Raw genomic sequence first — 16735 nt, forward strand, 5'->3', positions numbered from 1 at the left:
TTGATCCAACTATTCTGATTTGAGCAACAATTGGGTGAACCTCGTCGAGTAAGCAGCCGAATCAGGAAAGACGTATTTGATGCGACACAACAGCGCACCCGGCCGTACCGCACGCGAGCGGCGCCAGGTGTGGCTGCCGCCAATTGCGGCGGAGCGTAACAACCTGTTAAAAAGGCACCATGAAGGCGGCCGACGTAGCATCATGTCGGCCCCGGCCGGGCGGGACGGGTGCGCGATGTGCGCCGCCGCCACCGCCGCTTTCAACGCGCGACACCCGCTCACCATGAAAATTGCCATCCTCGACGACTACCAGGACGCCGTCCGCAAGCTGAACTGCTTCGAGATGCTTGCCGACCACGACGTGAAGGTCTTCAACAACACGGTGCGCGGCCTGGGACAGCTCGCGAGCCGTCTGGCGGAAGTCGAGGCGCTCGTGCTGATTCGCGAACGGACCCCGATTTCGTCGCAACTGCTCGCCAAGCTGCCGAACCTGCGCATGATCAGCCAGACCGGCCGCGTCTCGAGCCACATCGATCTCGAAGCCTGTACCGACCGCGGCATCGCGGTGCTCGAAGGCACGGGCTCGCCGGTCGCGCCCGCCGAACTGACCTGGGCGCTCGTGATGGCCGCCCAGCGCCGCATTCCGCAATACGTCGCGAACCTGAAGCAGGGCGCATGGCAGCAGTCGGGCCTGAAGACGTCGGCGATGCCGCCGAACTTCGGCCTCGGCCAGGTGCTGCGCGGCCAGACGCTCGGCATCTGGGGCTACGGCAAGATCGGCCGGCTCGTCGCCGGCTACGGCAAGGCGTTCGGGATGAACGTGCTGATCTGGGGCCGCGAGCATTCGCTCGAGGCCGCGCGCGCCGACGGCTATACGGCCGCCGAGAGCCGCGAAGCGCTGTTCGAGCAGAGCGACGTGCTGTCGCTGCACCTGCGCATGCACGACGACACGCGCGGGATCGTCAAGCAGGAAGACCTGATGCGGATGAAGCCGACGTCGCTGCTCGTCAACACGAGCCGCGCCGAGCTGCTCGAGGAAAACGCGCTCGTCAACGCGCTGTCGCACAACCGCCCGGGGATGGTCGCGATCGACGTGTTCGAGAGCGAGCCGATCCTGCAGGGCTACAGCCTGCTGCGGATGGAAAACGTGATCTGCACGCCGCACATCGGCTACGTCGAACGCGAAAGCTACGAGCTTTATTTCAGCGCGGCGTTCAGGAACATTCTCGCGTTCGACCAGGGCGACATGTCGAGCGTCGCCAACCCGGAAGCGCTGACGCCGATCCGCAAGCGCTGATCACACGGGCCGGGCTGCGCGCGCCGCGCGGCCCCGCTGCTCCGTTCTCCGCCTTCAGGCGGCCACGCGGCCGCCCGTCATCGCGTCGACGCGCGCGAGGAAATGCTCGCCGTCGCGCCGCCCGAGGTCGTACGCATGCCGCATCTGCGACGGGCTCGTGTAATCCCAGCTCGAAATCGGCACCTTGCTCGACGGCTGTACGTACAGCCGCCGCTGGTCGCCATGCGCGACCGTAAACATTTGCGGGCGCGGATACAGCCGCGTGACGAGCACCAGCACGTCGCCGGGCGACGGGTCGAGCGCGTCGACCGGCACGTTGTCGACCATCCCGCCGTCGAGCACGGGCCGGCCGCCGCGGCGCAGCACCGGCGTAAACGGCGGCGTGCAGGACGACTGCAGGATCAGGTCGGCGAGTTCCTCGACTTGCGTGCAGGCCTGCGCGCGCACGAATTCGGGCCGGAAGCCGAGCGTGCGCCCGAGCGTCGGGTGCAGCGTCTTGCGCACGTACTTCTCGATGTTGTACGCGACGAGGCCGGCGGCAACGGCACTGCGCGCGCCGAGCCAGCGCGGCACGTGCGACACGCCGATGCGGATCTCCGGTGCGGCGGCGAGCTTCGCGAACGGCTCGCCGTAGATGTCGAGCAAGGCCTGACGGTAGATGCGGTAGTGCGGAAACACGGGCTCGCGCCCGAACAGGTTGCCCCAGTACGCGTTCCTCCGGTTGTGGCGCAGCGCCTCTTCGTAATAGCGCATCACCCACGCGGCGTCGCGCGTATACAGCATGCACGCGGTCGCCGCGCCGGCCGAGATGCCGGTGATCACGCGCGGGCGCAGCGCGAGTGCCGGCTGCGCGACGTCCCAGAAGCCGGCCTGCCACCAGCAGCGATTGCCGCCACCCGCAAAAACGATCTGGTCGAACATCGCGCCGCTCAGCTGACGAGCGCGTAGGTCGACGTCGCGTGGACGGCCATCTTGCCGTCCTCGTCGAACAGCTCGACTTCGCCGAACACGAGGTTGCGGCCCATCCGCAGCACGCGCGCGGTGACGAGCACGTCGCCCTTGCGCACGGGACGCATGAAGTTCGTGTTCAGCGACACGGTCGTCATCGGCCGGAACTCGCCGAGCGCGGACGAGATCGCGACCACCATCGCGGTGTCGGCGGCCGCCGTGAACACCTGGCCGCAGATCACGCCGCCCGAATGGCGGAACTCGCCGGAAAACGGCAGGCGCAGCGTGACGCTGTCGTCGCCGATCGACACGGGGACCAGACCGAGCGAGCGGACCCACGGGGCCAGCAGGCGATCCAGCAATTCGCGGACTGCGTTTTCGTCCATCTTCGAAAGTCCAGAAAGCGTTGCGCGACCGCCGCGCAACGCGTGTGGCGTCATCATACCGGGACCGCGCAAACTACGATCGCTCGTTACCGCGCCGACAGCCGGCGTAGTCTTGTCGAAATATTTTGAGGAAATTTGCAGAAAGGACTTGCCACGCCCGAATTACCCGTGCATAATCTTTCTTCTGTTGGGGGCGTTAGCTCAGTTGGTAGAGCAGCGGACTCTTAATCCGTAGGTCGAGTGTTCGAGTCACTCACGCCCCACCAGGAATTCAAAAGGCCGGTCAGCGCAAGCTGACCGGCCTTTTTCATTTCCGCGGCCCGTTCGGAGCGGCCCGCGCCTCTCACGGTACGCATCCGTACGCCCCTCGCGCATCGTTTCCGCTAGAATCGTCCGACAAATATCACACGACCGGCGCAGGCACTGCCGTTTGCCCGCCGGCACTGAGAGAACATGGGACGTCAGACATGGAAGCATGTAACCGAGACGCGACCATTCCGAGGGCCTGGTTGCGCCGATATCGGCCTGTCCGTCGGGACACGCCGTTCACCCGATCCCCTCCGAATCCGCCGCACGATGCAAGAACCGGATCCGGCCATGCCGGGTAAGGACGCACTCGCCGCGCTGGCGCTCGGCGTCGTGCTGCTCGTGCTGGCGGGCGTGCTCGCCGTCACGGCCGGTCGCGCGACCGGCCATCTGGTTCGCTCGCCGGGCACGGTCGTGCGCATCGTGCAGGACAGCGACGCGATGCGCGCGTACCGGCCGATCGTCGCGTACCTCGCGAACGACGGCCAGCGTCGCGAGGTCGCCGGCAATACCGCGTCGACCGTGCCCGCGTACGACATCGGCGAGAACGTCGACGTCCTGCTCGACCCCGCCCATCCCGACCGTCCCGCACTGATCGACGATTTCGCGCAACGCTGGTTTCCGGCTGCGGTGACGGCACTGCTCGCCATCGCGTCGTTCGCGATCGGCGTCCTGCTGACCGTCGGCGAGCGCCACCGCCGGCAATTCGACACGCCACCGACCCGGGCCGAGCGCAAGCGGGCGCGACGCCGCTGGGATATCGCGATCGTGCTGATTCCGATCGCGATCGGCACCGGCTTCCTGGCCGGCGCGGGCGCGGCCGGCCTGCGTCAGTGGCAGATCGTCCACCTCTATGCGCGCTCGACCGGCCATGTCGTCGAGATCGCGAAAAATGCGCGGTCACCCCGCACGCGCACATCGCTGTATTCGGCGATCGTCGCATTCACGACCGACAGCGGGCGCCAGATCACGTTCGCCCAGGGCTCGGCGTCGTCGCATCCGGGCCTGCGCGAAGGCGATGCGGTCAATGTGCTGTACGACCCGGTCACGCCCGAGCGCGCGGTCGTCGATCGCTTCTGGGATCGCTGGGGCCTCACCGCCATCCTGTTCGCGATCGGCGCGCCGTTCCTCGCGGCCGGGCTGTTCATCGCCGCGACGCTGTGGCCCGAACATCGGCCGCACGAAACCACTCAATGACGAGCGCGCGCCGGCCGCGCGCGGCGCGGCAACCGTAACGGCGCGCGCTTCACCGTTCCCTGAACGCCTCCACCTTCGCGCGATTCCCGCACGTGCGCATGTCGCACCATCGTCGCCCGACGCCGCGGCCTCGATCGACGAAAAACCACGTACATCGGCCGCACTGCCGCACGCGCGCGAAATCGTCGCTGCGCAGCAGATGCTCGAAGCCGAGCGCGGCGGCATCGAACCAGCGCGACGCGGCGCGTGCGTCGGGCCGCCACGCGAACCGGCCGTCGACCGCATCGAACGCACTGCGCCCGATCGCTTCGCGAATCGCCACGGCGAGCCGGTCGGCCGCGCGCGCACCGGCACTGCCGCCGCCGGCCGTCAGGTGCGCGATCGCGGCGTACGCATCCTCGCGAAAACGATGCAGCGCCGCCAGCGCGTCAGGCCCGTCCTGCCGCGCATGACGCAGCAGCCGCGCCAGATCGGCCGGCGCCAGCAGCCCCGATTGCCCCGCCCACGCGCGCACGGCCGGCCAGTCGACGAGCTTGTCCTCGTCGCGCGACTTGCCGGTGTCGGCCACCGTGTTGAGGAAGTCGAGCGCCGGATGGCCGCCGACGAAATCGGCCGCGCCCCATTCGTGCGCGTGTCGCGCAGGCTCGTGTCGAGTAACCATTTATTTTCACCTATCGGTTTCACGTCCGGACGATCCAGAGTAACCTGTTAACAACCAAAACAGGTTAGCACGGAGAAGCCGATGCTCGAACTCGCCAACCGCTTCGTTTTTGAAGGCCACCGGATTGCATGGGGAACGCTCGGTGAAGGCCCGCCGCTCGTGCTCGTGCACGGCACGCCGTTTTCGTCGCAGGTGTGGCGCCGGATCGCGCCGTGGCTCGCGCGGCGCCATCGCGTGTTCTTCTACGACCTGCTCGGCTACGGCCAGTCCGACATGCCGGATGCGGACGTATCGCTCGGCCGCCAGAACGTGCTGTTCGGCGCGATGCTGGATGAATGGAAAATCTCGCGCCCTCGCGTGCTCGCACATGACTACGGCGGCGCGACCGTGCTGCGTGCGCACTTCCTCGACGGCATCGCGTATGCGGACCTCACGCTCGTGAATCCCGTCGCGATCGCGCCGCAAGGGTCGCCGTTCGTACGCCACGTCGCGCAACACGAAGCCGCGTTCACCGGGTTGCCGGCGTATGCGCATCACGCGCTCGTCTCGGCTTACATCGGCAATGCCGTCGCGCAGCCGCTGAGCGACGACGCACTGTCGATCTACCGCGCGCCGTGGCTCACGCCCGCCGGCCAGGCCGCGTTCTATCGCCAGATCGCGCAGATGCGGCAGCGCTACATCGAGGAGGCAGAGGCCCGCTACGCGCCGCCGGACTTTCCGGTGCGCATCGTGTGGGGCGACGACGATGTGTGGATTCCGCTCGAACAAGGGCAGGCGCTGGCCGATCGCATCGCGGGCGGCAAGCTGATCAAGGTGCCGCGCGCAGGCCACCTGGTCCAGGAAGACGCGCCGGAAGCGATCGTCGCCGCGGTGCTCGACGGACATGGGCAGGGCTGAACGCCGCCGGCCCCACGTCTCGCGTCAGAACGCCGGCACACCTTGCGCGAGCGTCGCGATGAACTTCGCGGTGCGCGGATCGCGCGGCCGGCCGAACAGGTCGCGCGACGCACCGGCCTCGACGATTCGGCCATCGGCGAGAAACACCGCATCGTGCGCGATCGACGCGGCCAGGCGCAGGTCGTGTGTGGCCATCAGCATCGTCGTGCCTTCGCGGGCGAGCTGGCGCAATACCTCGACCACCTCGATGGACAGCTCCGGATCGAGCGCCGACGTCGGCTCGTCGCACAACAACACCTGCGGCGACGGCGCGAGCGCGCGCGCAATGGCCACGCGCTGCTGCTGGCCGCCCGACAGCGTCGCGGGCCATGCGTCGGCCTTCGCCGCGATGCCGACCTTGTCGAGCAGCGCGAGCGCCCGTTCGCGTGCACGCTCGCGCGGCCAGCGCTGCACGGTCACCAGCCCTTCCATCACGTTCTGCACGACGCTCAGATGCGGAAACAACTGGAAATTCTGGAACACCATGCCGGTCTGCCGGCGCACCGCGAACACGGCGTCGCGCGACGGCCGGCGCGACGGTGCGAAGTCGATGCGCGCATCGCCGACGACGAGCGTGCCCGCCTCGGGCACTTCGAGCAGGTTCACGCAGCGCAGCAGCGTGCTCTTGCCGCTGCCGGACGGCCCGATCAGCGCGGTCACGCTGCCCGGCTGCAATGCAAGATCGATCTCGCTCAGCACGCGATGCGCGCCGAACGACTTGTCGATGCGTTCGAGACGAATCATCGCAACTCCGCCTGGAACAGCGCATGGCGACCGAAACGGGTTTCGAGACGACGTTGCAGCGTGGACAGCACCGAACTGAACAGCAGGTAGATCAGCGCGGCTTCGGTATAAAGGATCAGCGGCTCGTAGGTCACGGCCGCGATGCGCTGCGCGGCCTGGAAGATCTCGGGCACGGTCAGCACGGCCGCGAGCGACGTGTCCTTCACGAGCGAGATGAACGAGTTCGACAGCGCGGGCAGCGCGACGCGCGCGGCCTGCGGCAGGATCGCACGGCGCAGCGCCTGCGCGCGCGTCATCGCCATCGAGTACGCGGCTTCCCACTGCCCCTTCGGGATCGATTCGATCACGCCGCGGATCACCTCGGCGTTGTACGCACCGACGTTAAGCGAGAAGCCGAGCACGGCGGCCGTCAACGGGTCGAGCACGATGCCGACGCTCGGCAGCCCGTAGAAGATCACGAACAGTTGCACGAGCAACGGCGAGCCGCGAAACAGCCAGATGTAGAAACGCACGACGGCCTGCGCCCAGCGCGGCCCGAACAGGCGCGCGAGCGCCGCGCCGAACGCGAGCAACAGGCCGATCGCGAACGACGCGAGCGTGAGCGGAACCGTAAACACGAGCCCCGCGTACAGCAGGGGCCGCAACGATTCCGCCATCAGGTGCAGCCAGGGCGGCATCGTTCAGCCTCGCGTCACGGCTGCGACACGTCGCGGCCGAAATACTTCTGCGAAATCTTCGCGTAGGTGCCGTCCGACTTGATGTCCGCGAGCGCCTTGTCGATCGCGGCCACCAGTTCGGGGCTGCCCTTGCGCAGCAGCACGCCCGATGCATCGCCGGCGCCACTCGTGTCGGTCGCGGCGATCTTCAGTTTCGCGTCGGGCTTGTGCTTGCGGAAATCGAGGTACGACAGCGAATCGTTGATCGTCGCGTCGACACGCCCGGACGTCAGCAGGTCGATCGATTCGTTGAAGCCCTGCACCGGCACCACGTCCGCACCATGGGCCGCCGCGAGCTTGCCGAAATTGCTCGTCAGCGTGTTCGCGGATTTCTTGCCCTTCAGGTCGTCGAACGAGCGGATCGTCGTGTTGTCCGTGCGCACGATCAGCACCGCGTGCGACGTGATGTACGGCGAAGAGAAAGCGTATTTCGCCTTGCGTGCGTCGGTGATCGACACTTCGTTGACGACCGCGTCGTAGCGGTTCACGTCGAGGCCCGCGATCAGCCCGTCCCATTTGCCTTCGACGAATTGCGGCTTCACGCCGAGGCGCTGCGCGATCGCGGTGGCAATGTCGACGTCGAAGCCCGTCAGCTTGCCCGTTTCGTCGTGGTACGTGAACGGCGCGTACGTCCCTTCGGTGCCGACTCGGAACACGCCGGACGACTTGATCTGCGCGAGATCGTCGGCCGCGAGCGCGCTCGTGACGGCAGTGGCCTGCAGCAACGCAACGACCAGAATGGAGCGAAGGAATTTCATGGTGCGGACCCCGAATGATTGGAGGGAGTGATCCCGCGGCACGCGTGTGCCGTTCGAGAGGTCCGCGAATTCTACCGACGCGTCGAAGCGCGGCAAAAACGCAAATCGGCTAACGATATGAGCCGATCGAATAACGCGCCGGCCGCTCATTTAGCAGACGAAATTTGTCGAGACGCAGCGCGGCGATCGTCCGATCGCTTCGTTACCGGCGGTTACAGAAGCGACACCGCGGTATCACCGATTCGGCACCTGCTACGTACCATGAAAACAGGTGAACCGATTGCTCGCGGGCCTTCGCACCCACGAACGGAGTGAACGGCAAATGAAACGCATCCTGTTGTCCTGCGCCGTCGGCATCGCGACCGCCTGCCTGTCGGCAAGCGCATTCGCACACACCGACGTCGGCGTGTACTTCGGCGTGCCGGGGCCGGTGATCGTGGCACCACCGCCTGTCTACTACGCGCCGCCACCCGTCGTGTACGAGCCGGCGCCCGTCTATTACGGCCCGTACTACGGCGACTATCGCTATCGCCGCTACCGGCACGACAACGGCTGGCATCGCGGCTGGCGGCATCACCACGGCGACGACGACTGACCGTCGCCTGACGGCCGCTGCGGCCGCATCCCGCCGGGAGACATTCCGCGCGCCGGCCTTCGAGCCGGCGCGCCCGCATCACACACCGCTTACCAGGGCAGTGAATACGTCTTCGTATTCGTGAAGCTCTTCATCGCTTCCTGCACGCCTTCCTTGTAGCCGAGCCCCGAATCCTTCACACCACCGAACGGCGTCAGTTCGAGCCGGTAGCCCGGCACCTCGCGCACGTTCACGCTGCCGACTTCCAACTCGGTGATGAAGCGCGTGATGCTGTCGAAGCGGTTCGTGCAGACCGACGACGACAGCGCATAGTCGGTGCTGTTCGACATCCGGATCGCTTCGTCGATGTCGCGAAAGCGCATGATCGGCGACACGGGGCCGAAGGTTTCATACTTCACCAGCGGCATGTCGGGCGTCACGCAGTCGACGACCGTCGGCGAATACAGCGCGCCGTCGCGCACGTTGCCGACCAGCAGCCGCGCGCCGCGTGCGACGGCATCGTTCACCTGCTGCTCGCAGAACTTCGCGGCCGCTTCGTCGATCACGGTGCCCATGTCGACCGACGGATCGGCCGGATTACCGTACGACCACGCACGCGTCTTCTCGACGACCAGTTCGGTGAAGCGATCGGCCACCGACTCGTGCACGAGCATCCGCTTGATCGCCGTGCAGCGCTGCCCCGAGTTCTTGTACGAGCCCGACACCGCGAGCGTGCTCGCCTCGTCGAGATCGGCGTCTTCCATCACGATGATCGGATCGTTGCCGCCGAGTTCGAGCACCGCGCGCCGGTAGCCCATCCGCGATGCGATCGACTTGCCGATCGACACGCCGCCCGTGAACGTGATCAGGTCGATCGCCGGGTTCGTGATCAGTTCGTCCGCGATCTCCGTCGGGTCGCCGGTAATCACCTGCAGCATCTGCGGCGGCAAGCCGGCTTCGTACAGGATGTCGGCGAACAGGTAACACGACAGCGGCACCTTCTCCGACGGCTTCACGACGATCCGGTTGTTGGTCGCGACCGACGGCACGATCTTGTGCGCGACCTGGTTCATCGGGTGGTTGAACGGCGTGATCGCCGAGATCACGCCGAGCAGCGGATCGCGCTGCGTGTACACACGGCGCTTCTTGCCGTGCGGCGTCAGATCGCACGAGAAGATCTGCCCGTCGTCCTTCAGCACTTCACCGGCGCCGAACGTCAGCACGTCGGCCACCCGCCCCGCTTCGTAGGTCGAATCCTTGATGCACAACCCGGCCTCGGCCGTGATCAGCGCCGCGATCTCGGCGGTGCGCGAGCGCACGATGTCGGCCGCGCGGCGCAGGATCGCCGCGCGATCGTGACGCGTGAGCGTCGGCCGATATGCGTGCGCGACCGCGAATGCGCGCCGCACGTCGTCCAGCGTCGCCTTCGGCACGGTGCCGACCAGCGAGCCGTCGTACGGGTTGCGCACGTCGATCACCGCGTCCCGATGAATCCGTTCGCCGTCGATTCGCAGTGCTTCGCGACGAATCTCGCGGACGTCCGTCGATGCTGCAATGGCGTTCATGAGTGTGTCCCCTTGCGGATGCGGATGCATCACTGCAGATGGTTGAGCGCGATGTCGATGATGTCGAAGTTGCGCAGCCGCGCACGGCCCGTGACGTCAGTGGCGACCGGCTTGCTGAAGATCAGCGGCACGATCTGCTCGGAGATCCCGCCGTGCGAGCGCAGCGGCACGTCGAGGCCCGACAGGTCGTGCTTGATGCGGCGCGTGCCGAGCACGACGTCCTGCTTCGAGATCACGATCAGGTCGCCCATCCGCGCGGGCGGCAGCTCGAAGCGCGCGCACCCCTCGGCGCCCGTCAGCACGACCTCGATGCCGTCGACCGCGGCCAGTCGCGCGCGCAGCGCATCAACATCGGCCGACGCCGGCACGTAGACGGTCGCGAACGAGCCGAGCGCGCCGTGGTGCACGACGTACGGATCGGTGATCGGCAGGATCACGCGCGCCGCGTCGTGGCCGAGCCACTCGTCGAACAGTTCCTGCAGGTAGATCACGTTCGGCTCGCCGGTCTCGTCGTCGTGCTTCGCGTTCATCCCGTGGTCGGCCGTGATCGCGACGATCGCACCGAGTTCGTCGAGGCGCTGCAGGTAGGTGTCCATCATCGCGTAGAACGCGTTCGCGCCGGGCGTGCCGGGCGCGCACTTGTGCTGCACGTAGTCGGTCGTCGACAGGTACATCAGGTCGATCGGGCGTGTCTCGAGCAGGCGCACGCCGGCCGCGAACACGAATTCGGAAAGATCGGCGCTGTACACGCTCGGCACCGGCTTGCCGACCAGTTCCAGCACGTCGTCGATGCCGTTCTCCTCGATGCTCGCCTCGTCGGCCTTTTCCGACGAGAAGCAGATGCCCTTGAGCCCCTTGCCGAGCAGCCGGCGCAGCTTGTCCTTCGCGGTGACGACCGCGACGCGCGCGCCCTGTTCGGCGAAGGTCGCGAGCACGGTCGGTGCGACGAGGTACTTCGGATCGTTCATCAGCACCTCGGCACCGGTGTCGCGATCGTAGAAGTAGTTGCCGCTGATCCCGTGGATCGCCGGCGGCACGCCGGTCACGATCGACAGGTTGTTCGGGTTCGTGAAGCTCGGCACCACGCATTCGCCCTTGAGCGCCGTGCCGGGCTTCAGCAGCGTGCGCAGGAACGGCGCGACGCCGGCCGCGGCCGCTTCTTCCAGATATTCGTACGCGCAACCATCGACGCAGACCACCACCACGGGCCGGCTCATCCAGTTGTAGCGGCGGCCGTTCACTTCCACGGATACAGGCGTTTCAGTCATGACGTTCATTCCTTTCAGTTCGAAGGGGTTGAGCCGTCGGCGCCCGCGCCGCGCCGAAGGGAGGTGTTTTCCATGCTTGACATTAAAATGGATGATTTGTAGATTGTCAACAACATGCAGAGAACAGAAAGCAAAACGACGTAGCAAAGAGAGGGCTGGTCTCCACTCATCCGCCGCGTGCCGCGGCGCCACAGTCAAGGGGTCTGAAGATGAACGAAGTGCCGGTAAACAAGCGTTTGAACGCATGGGCAGCGGGCGCGGCCCGCTTCGCGCTGGCCGCGGCGGTCGCGCTCGGCGCCGCGCAGGCGGCGCACGCAAAGACGTCGCTGCTCGTCTATACCGCGCTGGAAGACGAGGCGATGAAGCCCTACAAGGACGCGTTCGAGAAGGCGAACCCCGACATCGAGATCCGCTGGGTGCGCGACTCGACCGGCTCGGTCACCGCGAAGCTGCTCGCGGAAAAGAACAACCCGCGCGCGGACGTCGTGCTCGGCCTCGCCGCGTCGAGCCTCACGCTGCTCGACCTGCAGGGCATGCTGATGCCGTACACGCCGCAGGGTTTCGACCAGCTCACGCGCAAGTACAGCGACGCGCACACGCCGCCGCGCTGGGTCGGCATGGACGTGTGGGGCGCAACGATCTGCTACAACCGCATCGCCGCGCAGGCGAAGAACATCCCGAAACCGACGTCGTGGGAAGACCTGACGAAGCCGATCTACAAAGGCGCGATCGTGATGCCGAGCCCGGTATCGTCGGGCACCGGCTACCTCGACGTGACCGCGTGGCTGCAGACCTTCGGTGACGACAAAGGCTGGAAATTCATGGACGCGCTCGACAAGAACGTCGCGCAGTACGTGCACTCGGGCTCGAAGCCGTGCACGCTCGCCGGCACCGGCGAATTCCCGATCGGCATCTCGTTCGAATTCCGCGGCCACGAACTGCAGGCGCAGGGCGCGCCGATCGATCTCGTGTTCCCGAAGGAAGGGCTCGGCTGGGACATGGAAGGCACGGCGATCATGAAGACGACGAAGCAGCCCGATGCCGCGAAGAAGCTCGCCGACTTCATGGCGAGCAAGGACGCGAACCAGATCACCGCGCGCTGGTGGGCGATCGTCGCGTATCCGGGCGTCGCGCGGAAGCTGGCCGGCATCCCCGACAACTATTCGGACCTGCTCGTGAAGAACGACTTCGTGTGGTCCGCGAAAAACCGCCAGTCGATCCTCGATACGTGGCAGAAGCGCTACGGGGCGAAAACGCAGCAGTAACGCCGCGACCGGCAGCGGGGCCGCGCCGCGCGCCGCCCCGCGCCACCCTTTCCGTCGTCGAATCCGGCCCCCGGGCCGCCCCAGCATGGAGGCGCGCATGGCACCTTATCTGAGCGTAGAACGCATCGAGAAGCGGTACAACGACACGCAGGTTCTCACCGACATCAACCTGAGCGTGATGAAGGGCGAGATGATCTGTTTCCTCGGGCCGTCCGGCTGCGGGAAAACCACGCTGCTGCGGATCATCGCGGGGCTCGAAACACAGAACGCCGGCCAGATCATGCAGGACGGCCGCGACATCTCGCGGCTGCCGCCGCAATTGCGCGACTACGGCATCGTGTTCCAGTCGTACGCGCTGTTCCCGAACCTCACCGTGTACGACAACGTCGCGTACGGGCTCGTGAACCGCAAGATGAAGCGCGACGCGATCCACGAGCGCGTGCACACGCTGCTCGCGCTGGTCGGCCTGCCCGACAGCCATCGCAAGCATCCGGGCCAGCTGTCCGGCGGCCAGCAGCAGCGCATCGCGCTGGCGCGCGCGCTTGCCACGTCGCCAGGCCTGCTGCTGCTCGACGAACCGCTGTCGGCGCTCGACGCGCGCGTGCGCGTGCGGCTGCGCCAGGAGATCCGCGCGCTGCAGCAGCGGCTCGGCGTGACGACGATCATGGTCACGCACGACCAGGAAGAAGCGCTGTCGATGGCCGACCGCATCGTCGTGATGAACCACGGCGTGATCGAGCAGATCGGCACGCCGCTCGAAATCTACCGGCAGCCCGCGTCGCCGTTCGTCGCGGACTTCATCGGCCGCGTCAACACGATTCCCGCCGAAGTCGCGCAGGACGGCACGCTGCGCGCGGGTGCGGTCGGCCTCGACTGCCGCCATGGCGCGGCACGCCCCGCGCAGGGTGCGGCGGTATCGGTCTACGTGCGGCCGGAAGACCTGCGCATTCGCGTGCCGGGCGAAACGGCCGACAACGTGCTGGCCGGCCGCGTCGAAAAGCTCGAATTCCTCGGCGCGTTCTGCCGCGTGAGCTTCCGCATCGACGGGCTCGACGGCCAGGAGATCGTCGCCGACCTGTCGTATCACGACGTCGACCGCACCGGCGTGCAGGCCGGCGCGCGCATCGACCTCGCGCTCGATCGCGAGCATGTCCGCGTGTTCCCGAGCGCGAAGGAGCGACTGCAATGAGCACCGTCCTGACCGAGCGCCGCCGCGGCGCGTCCGCTCCCGCCGACGTGCGGCAGATCACGCACTGGCACGACCGCATCGCGCAGTTCGCGCTCGTCGCGATGGCCGCGCTGATGTCGCTGTTCCTGCTGCTGCCGCTCGCGCTCGTCGTGCAGAAATGCTTCGTCGATGCCAACGGGCATTTTGTCGGCGCGCACAACTTCGTCGAGTACCTGGAAGACAGCGGCGTGCTGCGCTCGATGCTGCATTCGCTGACGGTGGGCGCGCTCGTCACGGCGATCGTCGTGCCGATGGCGTTCACGTTCGCGTATGCGCTGACGCGCTCGTGCATGCCGCTGAAGAACGCCGCGCGCACGATCGCGCTGCTGCCGCTGCTCGCGCCGACGCTGCTGTCGGCCGTGTCGTTCATCTACTGGTTCGGCAACGCGGGGCTGCTGAAGCCGCTGCTGCACGGCCATTCGATCTACGGGCTGCCGGGCATCGTCGCGAGCATGGTGTACGCGTCGTTCCCGCACGTGCTGATGATCCTCGTCACCGCGCTGTCGCTCGCGGACGGCCGGCTCTACGAGGCCGCCGACGCGATGGGCACGAGCCGCACGCGCAAGTTCTTCACGATCACGCTGCCCGGCGCGAAGTACGGGCTGATCAGCGCGACGATGGTGGCGTTCACGATGTGCATCAACGACTTCGGCGTGCCGGTGGTGATCGGCGGCTCGTACAACGTGCTGTCGACCGACATCTACAAGCTGATCATCGGGCTGCAGGACTTCAACCGCAGCGCGGTCGTGAGCCTGATGCTGCTGTGTCCGGCGCTCGTCGCGTTCGGCGTCGACTTCTTCATCCGCCGCCGCCAGCAGTCGCAGCTCGGCGCGCGCTCGACGCCGTATCAGCCGAAGCCGTCGCGCGGCTTCGACGCCGCGATGCTCGCGTACTGCGCGCTCGTGTGCGCGTTCTTCATCGCGGTGGTCGGCATCTCGGTGTTCGCGTCGTTCGTGAAGTTCTGGCCGTACCAGATGAGCCTCGGGCTGCAGCATTACCGGATGGGGCTGATCGGCGCCGGCATCTTCGACGCGTACAAGAACAGCCTGCGGATGGCCGCGACCGTCGCGCTCGGCGGCACGATCGTCGTGTTCGGCGGCGCGTACCTGATCGAGAAGACGCGCGGCGCGCGCTGGCTGCGCGGCTTCATCAGCCTGTGCGCGATCCTGCCGATGGGCGTGCCGGGCCTCGTGCTCGGCATCAGCTACATCTTCCTGTTCAACGCGCCCGGCAATCCGCTGAACGGGCTGTACGGCTCGCTGTGGCTGCTCGCGATCGTCACGGTGGTCCACTACTACGCGTCGAGCCACCTGACCGCCGTCACCGCGCTCAGGCAGATCGACAGCGAGTTCGAGGCCGTGTCCGCGTCGCTGAAGGTGCCGTTCTACAGGACCTTCCTGCGCGTGACGGTGCCCGTGTGCCTGCCCGCGATCCTGCTGATCGCGCGCTACCTGTTCGTCAACGGGATGACGACGGTCTCGGCCGTCGCGTTCCTCTACTCGCCGGACACGCAGCCCGCCTCCGTCGCGATCCTGAACCTCGACGACGCGGGCCAGATGGGCCCGGCCGCCGCGATGGCGACGCTCGTGCTCGTGACGTCGTCGTGCGCGTGCCTGCTGTTCGCGTGCATCTCGCATCGTCTGTTGCGCCGCACGCAGGCCTGGCGCACCCCGCATCGCCGCTGATCCCTTCGCCGCATTCACGTGACGTCCCGACTTCACCAAGGAGACACCATGACGCTCGCCGCCCAGCCCATCCTGCTCACCCCAGGCCCCCTGACGACCTCCGACCGCACGCGCGACGCGATGCTGCGCGACTGGGGTTCGTGGGACAGCGACTTCAACGCGATCACCGCGCGGCTGCGCGAACGCCTGCTGCAGATCGTGCACGGCGAAGGCACGCACGAATGCGTGCCGCTGCAGGGTAGCGGCACGTTCTCGGTCGAGGCAGCGATCGGCACACTCGTGCCGCGCGACGGCCACGTGCTCGTGCCGAACAACGGCGCGTACTGCCAGCGCCTCGCGAAGATCTGCCGTGTGCTCGGCCGCAAGCTGACGACGCTCGATTACCGCGAGGACCGTCGCGTCGACCCCGCCGACGTCGAGCGCACGCTCGCCGCCGATCCGGGCATCACGCACGTCGCGCTCGTGCACTGCGAGACGGGTGCCGGCGTGCTGAACCCGCTGCACGAGATCGCGCAGATCGTCGCGAAGCATGGCCGCGGGCTGATCGTCGACGCGATGAGCTCGTTCGGCGCGATCGACATCGACGCGCGCACGACGCCGTTCGACGCGGTAATTGCGGCGTCCGGCAAATGCCTCGAAGGCGTGCCGGGGCTCGGCTTCGTGATCGCGAAGCGCAGCACGCTCGAACGGTGCGAAGGCAACAGCCACTCGCTCGCGATGGACCTGTACGACCAGTGGGTCTACATGCAGCGCACGACGCAGTGGCGCTTCACGCCGCCGACGCACGTGGTCGCGGCGCTCGACGCGGCCGTCGCGCAATACGTCGACGAAGGCGGGCTCGCCGCGCGCGGCGGCCGTTATCAGCGCAACTATCGCGCGCTGATCGACGGGATGCTCGCGCTCGGTTTCCGGCCGTTCCTCGATCCGGCTATCCAGGCGCCGATCATCGTCACGTTCCATGCGCCGGACGATCCGAACTACGATTTCAAGACGTTTTATCAGGAGGTCAAAAAGCGCGGCTACATTCTGTATCCGGGCAAGCTGACCGAAGTCGACACGTTCCGCGTCGGCTGCATCGGCCACTTCGGCGAGGCCGGCATCCCCGGCGCCGTCGCCGCGATCGCCGACACGCTGCGGGCGATGGGCGTGCGCCGCGTGTCGGCCGAAGCGGCGGCCTGACGCGACTTGATGCAACCGGCCG

General features: G+C 67.0%; 16 protein-coding genes and 1 tRNA gene. 9 read left to right on the top strand and 8 right to left on the bottom strand.

The genetic code is table 11. The features are described 5' to 3' along the window. Positions 1-283: 283 nt before the first annotated feature. On the top strand, positions 284-1297 hold the full coding sequence (locus ACTRWB_RS25150) for a D-2-hydroxyacid dehydrogenase family protein (protein WP_048244785.1): 1014 nt from the start codon (positions 284-286) through the stop codon (positions 1295-1297). Between the two features lie 54 nt (positions 1298-1351). Here ACTRWB_RS25150 and ACTRWB_RS25155 read toward each other — a convergent pair whose 3' ends face one another. Next, entirely contained in the window at positions 1352-2218 is an 867-nt protein-coding gene (locus ACTRWB_RS25155; RefSeq protein WP_446903461.1) for a patatin-like phospholipase family protein, read from the bottom strand. 8 nt (positions 2219-2226) lie between these two features. Then, positions 2227-2631 carry a PaaI family thioesterase gene (locus ACTRWB_RS25160; protein WP_048244716.1) on the bottom strand — a complete coding sequence of 135 codons (405 nt, stop codon included), beginning with the start codon at positions 2629-2631 and terminating at the stop codon, positions 2227-2229. 190 nt (positions 2632-2821) lie between these two features. Here ACTRWB_RS25160 and ACTRWB_RS25165 point away from each other — a divergent pair. Continuing rightward, positions 2822-2897 (top strand) — tRNA-Lys (locus ACTRWB_RS25165). A gap of 187 nt (positions 2898-3084) precedes the next feature. Further along, a complete protein-coding gene (locus ACTRWB_RS25170; RefSeq protein WP_446903462.1) occupies positions 3085-4134 on the top strand; it encodes a DUF3592 domain-containing protein in 1050 nt (349 codons plus the stop codon). A 49-nt stretch (positions 4135-4183) separates the two neighbouring features. Here ACTRWB_RS25170 and ACTRWB_RS25175 read toward each other — a convergent pair whose 3' ends face one another. Then, entirely contained in the window at positions 4184-4795 is a 612-nt protein-coding gene (locus ACTRWB_RS25175; RefSeq protein ID WP_446903463.1) for a CGNR zinc finger domain-containing protein, read from the bottom strand. A gap of 81 nt (positions 4796-4876) precedes the next feature. Here ACTRWB_RS25175 and ACTRWB_RS25180 point away from each other — a divergent pair, with 81 nt between their 5' ends. Beyond that, on the top strand, positions 4877-5692 hold the full coding sequence (locus tag ACTRWB_RS25180; RefSeq protein WP_446903464.1) for an alpha/beta fold hydrolase: 816 nt from the start codon (positions 4877-4879) through the stop codon (positions 5690-5692). A 24-nt stretch (positions 5693-5716) separates the two neighbouring features. Here the strand turns inward: ACTRWB_RS25180 and ACTRWB_RS25185 are convergent, their stop codons facing one another. The 3 genes from ACTRWB_RS25185 to ACTRWB_RS25195 are packed head-to-tail and all read right to left on the bottom strand — an operon-like array spanning position 5717 to position 7949. Next, positions 5717-6475, bottom strand: coding sequence for an amino acid ABC transporter ATP-binding protein (locus tag ACTRWB_RS25185; RefSeq protein ID WP_446903465.1), 759 nt, complete (start codon positions 6473-6475; stop codon positions 5717-5719). Further along, positions 6472-7152 (bottom strand): amino acid ABC transporter permease, encoded by a 681-nt coding sequence (locus ACTRWB_RS25190; RefSeq protein ID WP_193099410.1) that lies wholly within the window; start codon positions 7150-7152, stop codon positions 6472-6474. The genes ACTRWB_RS25185 and ACTRWB_RS25190 overlap by 4 nt, the downstream gene beginning before the upstream one ends. Positions 7153-7166: 14 nt before the next feature. Next, positions 7167-7949 carry an amino acid ABC transporter substrate-binding protein gene (locus ACTRWB_RS25195; RefSeq protein WP_129513270.1) on the bottom strand — a complete coding sequence of 261 codons (783 nt, stop codon included), beginning with the start codon at positions 7947-7949 and terminating at the stop codon, positions 7167-7169. A gap of 322 nt (positions 7950-8271) precedes the next feature. On the opposite strand from ACTRWB_RS25195, the gene ACTRWB_RS25200 reads away from it, so the two are divergent. Then, a complete protein-coding gene (locus ACTRWB_RS25200) occupies positions 8272-8544 on the top strand; it encodes a hypothetical protein (RefSeq protein WP_048244723.1) in 273 nt (90 codons plus the stop codon). An 89-nt stretch (positions 8545-8633) separates the two neighbouring features. Here ACTRWB_RS25200 and phnY read toward each other — a convergent pair whose 3' ends face one another. Further along, positions 8634-10088, bottom strand: a complete 1455-nt coding sequence (phnY, locus tag ACTRWB_RS25205) for a phosphonoacetaldehyde dehydrogenase (protein ID WP_048244789.1) — start codon at positions 10086-10088, stop codon at positions 8634-8636. Positions 10089-10117: 29 nt separating this feature from the next. After that, entirely contained in the window at positions 10118-11356 is a 1239-nt protein-coding gene (gene phnA, locus ACTRWB_RS25210) for a phosphonoacetate hydrolase (protein WP_412022809.1), read from the bottom strand. 209 nt (positions 11357-11565) lie between these two features. Between phnA and ACTRWB_RS25215 the strand changes: the two genes are divergently transcribed. The 4 genes from ACTRWB_RS25215 (at position 11566) to ACTRWB_RS25230 (ending at position 16713) form a co-directional block, all read left to right on the top strand. Then, complete coding sequence (locus ACTRWB_RS25215) at positions 11566-12621, top strand: putative 2-aminoethylphosphonate ABC transporter substrate-binding protein (protein ID WP_446903466.1); 1056 nt, start codon at positions 11566-11568, stop codon at positions 12619-12621. Positions 12622-12718: 97 nt separating this feature from the next. Next, positions 12719-13810, top strand: a complete 1092-nt coding sequence (locus ACTRWB_RS25220) for a putative 2-aminoethylphosphonate ABC transporter ATP-binding protein (RefSeq protein ID WP_048244728.1) — start codon at positions 12719-12721, stop codon at positions 13808-13810. After that, positions 13807-15534 (top strand): putative 2-aminoethylphosphonate ABC transporter permease subunit, encoded by a 1728-nt coding sequence (locus ACTRWB_RS25225; RefSeq protein ID WP_446903467.1) that lies wholly within the window; start codon positions 13807-13809, stop codon positions 15532-15534. The genes ACTRWB_RS25220 and ACTRWB_RS25225 overlap by 4 nt, the downstream gene beginning before the upstream one ends. A 48-nt stretch (positions 15535-15582) precedes the next feature. Then, on the top strand, positions 15583-16713 hold the full coding sequence (locus tag ACTRWB_RS25230; protein WP_446903468.1) for a 2-aminoethylphosphonate--pyruvate transaminase: 1131 nt from the start codon (positions 15583-15585) through the stop codon (positions 16711-16713). The last annotated feature ends 22 nt before the right edge of the window (positions 16714-16735 follow it).

Source organism: Burkholderia sp. YIM B11467 (genome assembly GCF_052952715.1).